The sequence below is a fragment of the Allobosea sp. 05T439 genome (genome assembly GCF_056396005.1).
This window is the reverse complement of record NZ_JBFTKP010000088.1, coordinates 1-7,416: the sequence shown is the minus strand read 5'-3', so window position 1 is coordinate 7,416 and position 7,416 is coordinate 1. Positions and strand designations below refer to the sequence as shown.

General features: G+C 62.8%; 4 protein-coding genes. All 4 read right to left on the bottom strand.

The annotated features are described in order from the left end of the window. The coding region (locus tag AC1DIO_RS34765) for an aspartate-alanine antiporter-like transporter (RefSeq protein ID WP_476854899.1) at positions 1–1,271 on the bottom strand (1,271 nt) is incomplete at its 3' end. A gap of 119 nt (positions 1,272–1,390) precedes the next feature. Next, on the bottom strand, positions 1,391–3,010 hold the full coding sequence (gene aspD, locus AC1DIO_RS34760) for an aspartate 4-decarboxylase (RefSeq protein ID WP_476769973.1): 1,620 nt from the start codon (positions 3,008–3,010) through the stop codon (positions 1,391–1,393). A 52-nt stretch (positions 3,011–3,062) separates the two neighbouring features. Then, positions 3,063–4,754, bottom strand: coding sequence for an aspartate-alanine antiporter (gene aspT / locus AC1DIO_RS34755; RefSeq protein WP_441509114.1), 1,692 nt, complete (start codon positions 4,752–4,754; stop codon positions 3,063–3,065). Between the two features lie 55 nt (positions 4,755–4,809). Further along, on the bottom strand, positions 4,810–7,416 hold a 2,607-nt coding region (locus AC1DIO_RS34750), incomplete at its 5' end, for a decarboxylase (RefSeq protein ID WP_476854898.1).

Below are 7,416 nucleotides of genomic sequence, written 5' to 3'. Positions count from 1 at the left end.
AAGACGAGCCCCATGAAGAGGGCGCCGCCGCTCGCGGTCAGGGTCAGCGGCACCCCCCAGACGACCAGAGTCAGCAAACCGAACAATCCGCCCAGAAAGATCCCGAAGCCGACGAAGACCATGTCGGTTGCGGAGGTGCGGCGGTCGGGGTAGCCGAGCTCGGTCGCGGCCCGCTCGACTTCCGGCAGCGGCCCGACCAGCGACATGACGTCGCCACGATTGACGCGTGTCGTCGGCTCGATCGGCATCTCGATGCCTGAGCGTGTCAGCTTGGACAGGAAGACGCCACGCGCGAATTCGGCCTGGGCCAGTTCCGCCAACGATTTCTCGTCGATGCTGCGGGACGTCACGATGACGTTGAGCGCCTCGAGCGGAATGTCGAGCAGCTCGGGATCGCTCACCTCGGGGCCGATCAGGTCGCCGCGGGCGGCGTGAACTTCGTGTCTTGCCATGATGGCAATGATGTCGCCCGCCTGGATCCTGCGATCCGAAGCGTGGCCGAACAGCACCACCCCGCTGCGAACGCGCAGGATGAAGGCACGGGTCTCCTTGATGAGGGCTTCGATCTCGGTGATCGTCTTGTTGGTCAGAACCGGGTTTTCGACGCGATAGGYGCGAACGTCGAACAGGCGGGCGGCCGAGGTGACGCCTTCGGCATCGCTGCCCGGTCCGGCCTTGTCGGCGCGCTGTGCCGCGATCTCGCGAAGGTTGATGCCCATGAGCTTGGGACCGACCTTCGGCAGGAACCAGACCAGGGCCGCCGTCCCGACGAGATAGGTGACGGCGTAGGCGACAGGGATGTTGTTGATGAGCGCCGTCCGCTCGGCCTGCGGTAGGTCGAGACGCTGGATCGCTTCGCCCGCTGTTCCGATGACGGTCGATTCCGAAAACGCCCCGGCGAGAAGTCCGGCCGCAGTACCCATGTCGAAGTTCAGCAGTTTCGCGAAGCCGAGCGCCACCAGCAGGCACGTGACGCAGAGCACCACCGTTAGCGCCATTTGTGGAAGCGCATCGCGCTTCAAGGCGCGAAAGAACTGCGKACCGACCTTGTAACCGGTCGTGAAGAGGAAGAGGTCGAAGAAGACCGTCTTCACGGCGGCCGGCACCTTGATGTCGAGCTGGCCGACCAGGACGCCCGCCAGCAGGCAGCCGACAACGACGCCGAGGCTGAAGCCGCCAATTTTCGCCTTTCCAATGAGAAAGCCGAGAGCGATCGTCAGGAAGATGGCGAGCTCGGGATTATTGCGCAGGGCATCGACGATGTAGTTCATGCTTTGCCTCGCAGCATTGAACTCGGACATSCGATCAAGTCGTGACTGATCRAATGTCCGATGGTTGCCGAACGCAGGAAATCACCTGCCCACACCTTCACTCCTGCCGCTCTCGCGCGTCAGGGCTTTTTGGCGAGAGCGAGATTGTAGGCATCGAAGGCCTGGCGGTAGCCACGCGCCACCGCGCGGGTAGCGCGGCCGATCTGGCTGTAGACCTCGTCGTCAAGATTGGCGAAGGAGACGCGCACCGACCAATCGGGGGCGTGGAAGCCGCCGCCGTTCAAGAGCACGATGCCGTGGTCCTCGGCGAGGCGGAAGACGATGTCGAGCGGATGGACGTGCTCCTTCATATAGCTCACCACCTCGGGGCCGACATATTTATTCGCCCAGAACTCGAAATCGATCAGGCCGTAATAGCGATCATGCAGGGGATTGTCGGGCACATCGATGCCCAATCCTTCGATCATCCGGTCGACGCGGGACTTCACGATATCCATGCAGGTCTTTTGATAGAGCTTGGCCTCGTCCATCATCTCGGACAGCGAGAACATGGTCATCATCACCTGCTGCGGCAGCGACAGGCCGGCCGTGTGATTCAGGGCGATGTCGCGGCTGTCGGCGACGATGCGGTCGATCAGTCTCAGTTCGCGCGGCTTGAGCGTGATCGGGCCATAGCGGGTATCGAGCACCGTCAGGATCTTCTCCGGATGGTTCGCGATCGCCTTGTCCAGGATGTTGTCGCGGTGGATGGCGATGACGCCGAGCCGCCAGCCGGTGCACCCGAAATATTTCGAGTAGGAGTAGACCCCGATTGTATTCTGCGGGAGCGCGCCGAGCAGGCCACGGAAACCCTTGACGAAGGTGCCGTAGACGTCGTCGGTGAGGATGATCAGGTCGGGACGCTTGGTCTGGACCAGTTTCACGATCTTGGCGATCGTCTCCTCGCTCAGGGCAACGGCATAGGGATTGCCCGGATTGACGACGAAGAAGGCCTTGACCTTGGGGTCTTCAAGCTTCTTGAGTTCCTCGTCGGTGAACTGCCAGCGGTTTTCCTGAGGCGCGGCCACCGAAACGATGTTGAGGCCGTAATCCTCAAGATGCGGCATTTCGAGATAGGGCGTGAAGATAGGGGTCGCCAGGGCAATCGTGTCGCCCGGGTTCAGGAGCCGGTTGGCCTTCAGCGACTTGAAGATGTAGCACATCGCGGCCGTTCCGCCCTCGACGGCATAGAGGTCGAACTGGCCGGATGGGTGCGGCTCCCCGCACATCGCCCACATCAGGTATTCATGCACGATGCGCTCGTTATGCACGAGCATGCGGTCAGGCACCGGATAATTGTCGCCGATGATCGAGTCGACGAGCTCGTGCACGAAGGCGTCTGGTTTGAAGCTGAACTTATTGATGGCAAAGGCGACCATCTCTCGGAGGAAGGTGGCGCCGGGCGAGTCCTTGTGATCCGCCAGCCAGCTCTCCAGCCGATCGGCAATACCCTCGGCCTTGGGCATGCCACCGATTCCGGCGGCCTTGTGCATCACGCGCCTGCTTTCCGTGATCGCAAATTGCCCGAGCAGGAAGAAGCCCTCGCGCGGCGTCATCGCGACCCAGTTCGGATTGCCACGGCCGGCATTCAGAAGGGCGATCGAGGAGGTCTGCGCGGTCTGTTTTGCGAGACGGATCAGTTCGTCCTTGATTTCGAACGGGCTGAGGGTTGCGAAACTGCGTAACTTCACCAGGTCCATGGCATTTCCCCATGTTCTTCATGTGCAACGAATGCGTCAGTAAGTGTCGCCGTTAGGTCAGCAGCATGATGATCACCATGCCCCAGATCGTCAGAAGGGTGTTTCCCACCGCATAGGTCACGGTGTAGCCCAGAGCCGGAACCTGGCTTCCTGCGGTCTCGCAGATCATGCCGAGCGCCGCCGTAGTGGTGCGGGCGCCGGCACAGGCCCCGAGCAGAATGGCCGGATCGAACCGGAATATGTATTTGCCGGCGAACATCGCCAGGATGAGCGGGATCGCGGTGGCCAATGCACCCCAGAGGAAGAGGCCAAGGCCTTGCGTCTGCAGCCCCTTGACGAAGCCGGGGCCGGCGGAAATTCCGACGCACGCGATGAAGATGTTCAGGCCGACCGAGTTCATGAACCAGACGGTGGAACTTGGGATGCGGCCGAAGAGCGGGCGCACGGAGCGGAGCCAGCCGAAGACCAGGCCGGAAATCAGCGCGCCGCCGGCTGTCGAGAGGGTCAGCGGGACACCGCCGACCTTGAACACGAGAGCGCCGACCAGGGCGCCAAGCGTGATGGCAGCACCGATGAAGGCGACATCGGCGACGTCGCTGGCCCGGTCGGGATGGCCGATGACCTTGCCAACGGCGGCAATGTCCTGGGTCCGGCCGACGATCGTCAGGATGTCGCCACGCTGGATCACGGTGTTGGCGAGGATCGGGATACTGGTGGCGGTCGCGCCCCGCACGATCTTCCGGAGGAAGACGCCGCGCGCCTGCGGCATATGCGAAATCTCCGCGAGCGTCTTGCCGTCGACATCCTTGCTGGTGACGTAGACGTCGACACCCTCGGCCTTGACGTCGAGGAGCTCGGCATCTTCGACCTCTTCGGCGGCCTGGCCGATCAGGTTGACGAGAACCTCCCGCGGGCCGGCAATGGCGACGATGTCGCCCTCCTGCAGAATGGTATCGGTGGTCGCGTCCTCGATGATGCCATTGCGGCGGATGCGTTCGACGAAGACCCGCGCATCGGGAACCAGCGCCTCGGCATCGACTGCGCGCATGCCGACAACCCTGGCGCCGCTTCGCACCTTGAAGGCGCGCAGCTCGAAGCGCCGCCAGACAGAACCCGGGCCGCCAAGCTCCTTGTCGCCGCCGAGCCGCGCCTCATAGTCCTTGCAGGCCTGGACGAGGTCGATGCCGAGAAGCTTGGGTCCAAGCTGGGCGAGGACGACGGCCGATCCGACTGTGCCGAAGATATAGGTCACMGCATAGGCGACGGGCATCGCGTCGAGCCATTCCTTGGTCTGTTCCGGCGAGAGACCGAGGCGATTGATCGCATCGGTCGCCAGGCCCATCGAGGCCGAAATCGTCTGCGAGCCGGCATAGAGGCCCGCCGCATAGCCCGGATGGTAGCCGGCGATCTTTGCGATGATGACCGGTATCGCGAGGCAGAACACGGTGACGACGACCGCAAAGATCGCCTGGGGCGCGCCGTCCTTGGCGATGCCTCGCACGAATTGCGGGCCAACGCCGTAGCCGACGGCGAACAGGAACATCAGGAAGAACGTCGATTTGACGTTCGGGGAGATCGTGATCCCGAGCTGGCCGATGAGGACGGCCGCGATCAGCGTGGAGGTGACCGCCCCGAGGCTGAAGCCCTTATAGGCGAAGCCGCCGACATAGTATCCGATCGCCAGGGACAGAAAGAGCGCGATCTCCGGATAGCTGCGAAGCGTACTGGCGAACCATTCGAACATGCCGATCTCCCTATTTGGCRGCSCMGARCTGCCGCGCWTTCGCTGGCRAGGGCGCCTAGGCAGCCCGCGGTTTCTTGCGGGCTGTTTCGTGATTGGCGCTCTTCTTCCCGGCGAGCACGTCCGTTCTGAGCAGTTTCAGGCCCTTGGCCTTCTCGTAGCCATGGATCTCCTTCACATCGAGCTTGCGCATGAAGGTGATCGTTTCGTGCGTGATGACCTGGCCGGGCACCATGATCGGGAAGCCGGGCGGGTAGGGGATCACGAAATTGGCCGAGACCATGTCCGGCCCGTCCTTGAGGCGCCGGTCGCATTCGGGGCTGTCGATCGGCACATACTCGCACTGCTTCTCGGAATAGGCGGCGAAGAATGCGGTGCGGATGTCCCCTTCCGGGGTCTTGTCACCTGCGTCCTGCCGGAACGTTTCGTGGAAATGGCTGAAATTCGGCAGATCGGGCACGTCCTTCATCAGCGCCTTGACGCGCGCTGCGAAGGCCGTCTGCTCCGCCTCGCCACCGTGCTTGAGCCTTGTATCGATGCTCCTGCAGATCTTCAGGAGCACGCTGATCAGAAGCGCGACATCGCTGCGCGTGTTGTTGATGTTCGATTGCAGCAGAACCGAGTTTCGCGAGGTCTTGTTGAGCTGGATGTTGTATTCGGAGGCAAGCAGGCCCTTGAAGCTGGTACCATCGAAGCCAGCCGTGCCGCAGACCAGGGTCATGCGGGTGGGGTCGAGGCAGAACTCATCCTCGCGCATGCTGCGCAATTGATCATCCCAGCGCGTTCCCGGAGCCAGGAAGTCGACGAAGCCGCTGGAGCGGTACTCCTTGGGCACCATCCCATCGGCACCGACGATGCTGAAATACTTGGAGATCAGCGGATGCGAGTTGATCTCGCGGCGAATGTCGAGAGCGATCTCGATGGCGTTCATGACGAGGCCGTAGCCTTCGAGCTCCATCTGGCGACGGGCGACATCGAGGCTTGCGATCAGCTGCTGGTTCGGGCTGGTCGAGGCATGGGTGAAGATCGCCTCGTGGAACTGGGCCTCGATCGTGTGGAAATCGACATCCTTCACCAGCACCATGGAGCCCTGGCGGATGGCCGACATCGACTTGTGGGTCGAGTTGGTCTGATAGACCCGCAGGCGAATGGCGCGCGGATCGGGAATGAGGCGCGTCTGCAGCAGCTTSTCGGCTGAAGGCGCATTRCCGAGTTCGGCGCGCTGTTTCTCGAACTGTTCGACTGCTCCGGGCGTYTGCGCCCAGGCTTCGATGTCGSYGGCTGCGCCCATGCCGGTCCGAGGYCGGAGGAAGGGCGACCAGCGCGCGAATCCGAACCAGGCTTCATCCCAGAGGAAGATMAGGTCTGGCTTGATCGCCAGGCATTCCTCCATGACGCGCCGCGTGTTGTAGATATGGCCGTCGAAGGTGCAGTTGGTGAGATCGAGCATCTTCACCCGGTCGAGCCGACCTTCGGACTTCAGGTCGAGCAGCGCCTTCTTGATGGTGCGCAGCGGGACCGCGCCATACATCGAGAATTCCGCCATCGGGAACGCTTCGACATAGAAGGGCTGCGCTCCGCTCAGCACCAGCCCGTAATGATGTGACTTGTGGCAGTTGCGGTCGAGGATGACGATATCGCCCGGAGCGACCAGCGCCTGCAGAACCATCTTGTTCGAGGTGCTGGTGCCGTTGGTGACGAAGAACACGTGCTCGGCGCCGAAGGCCCTCGCAGCCATGTCCTGTGCCCGTTTGATGTTGCCCGTGGGCTCCAGCAGGCTGTCGAGCCCGCCCGTYGTCGCGCTGCTCTCCGCCAGGAAGAGGTTGATGCCGTAGAACTGCCCCATGTCGCGGATCCAGGGCGAGCGGAAAACAGATTTGCCACGCGCGATCGGCAGCGCGTGGAAGGTGGCGATCGGTCTTTGCGCATAGCGCTTGAGATTGTCGAAGAAGGGKGTCTCGAAGCGSGCCTGGATGCCCTCCAGCAGYGAGAGATGGAGTTCGAGCGGCTCCTCGATCTGGTACATGACCCGCCGGATCATGGCTGCGCGGGGATCGCCGGCGAGCTTTTCCACCCGGCGATCCGACAGAAGGTAGATGTCGAGTTCCGGCCGGATCGCCTTCAACCCCGCAGCCAGGCGCAGCGAMAGGTCGGCCTCGTCCGCCTCCTGCAGCAAGGGTTGCTGGGTGGCGAGCACATTTCTCAGCACCGATGCGTCATGGCGAGAGCGCAGCGCGAAGCCCTCATAGATCGCGACCGCTGCAATGTCGGGGTTCATCACCGCGGCGCAGACAGCGTCCTCGAGACTTCCGACCAGCACGGATTCATAGATGAAGGCATCTTCCTGCCGTCGCAGCCTGCGGAACTCGCCGGCGATGTGGGGCCATCGGGCGGGCGGCGCGGGCGATACGATCAGCAGTTCGAAATAGGGCCGATGCGTCTGGGTTTCGCCAAGTGCCGGCGGCAGCAGATCCGCGGGTTCGGGGAGGGAGAGATCGGCCGCCTGCCGTTCGCCTGCGTCATGCTTGTAGTTGCCTGTGATGATGTCGACCGAGATGCGCTTCGCAAGAGCGAGAAATCCGGCCTTGTCCTCGTTCCTGAGACGTTCGCGCAGCGCCGCGATCAGCTCCGTGCCGGGAAAGGCATGGAACTCCTMGAGCACGCC

Bases quoted from the DNA above. Each gene is read 5' to 3' on its own strand.
- aspD (WP_476769973.1), bottom strand. From the start codon at position 3,010: ATGGACCTGGTGAAGTTACGCAGTTTCGCAACCCTCAGCCCGTTCGAA.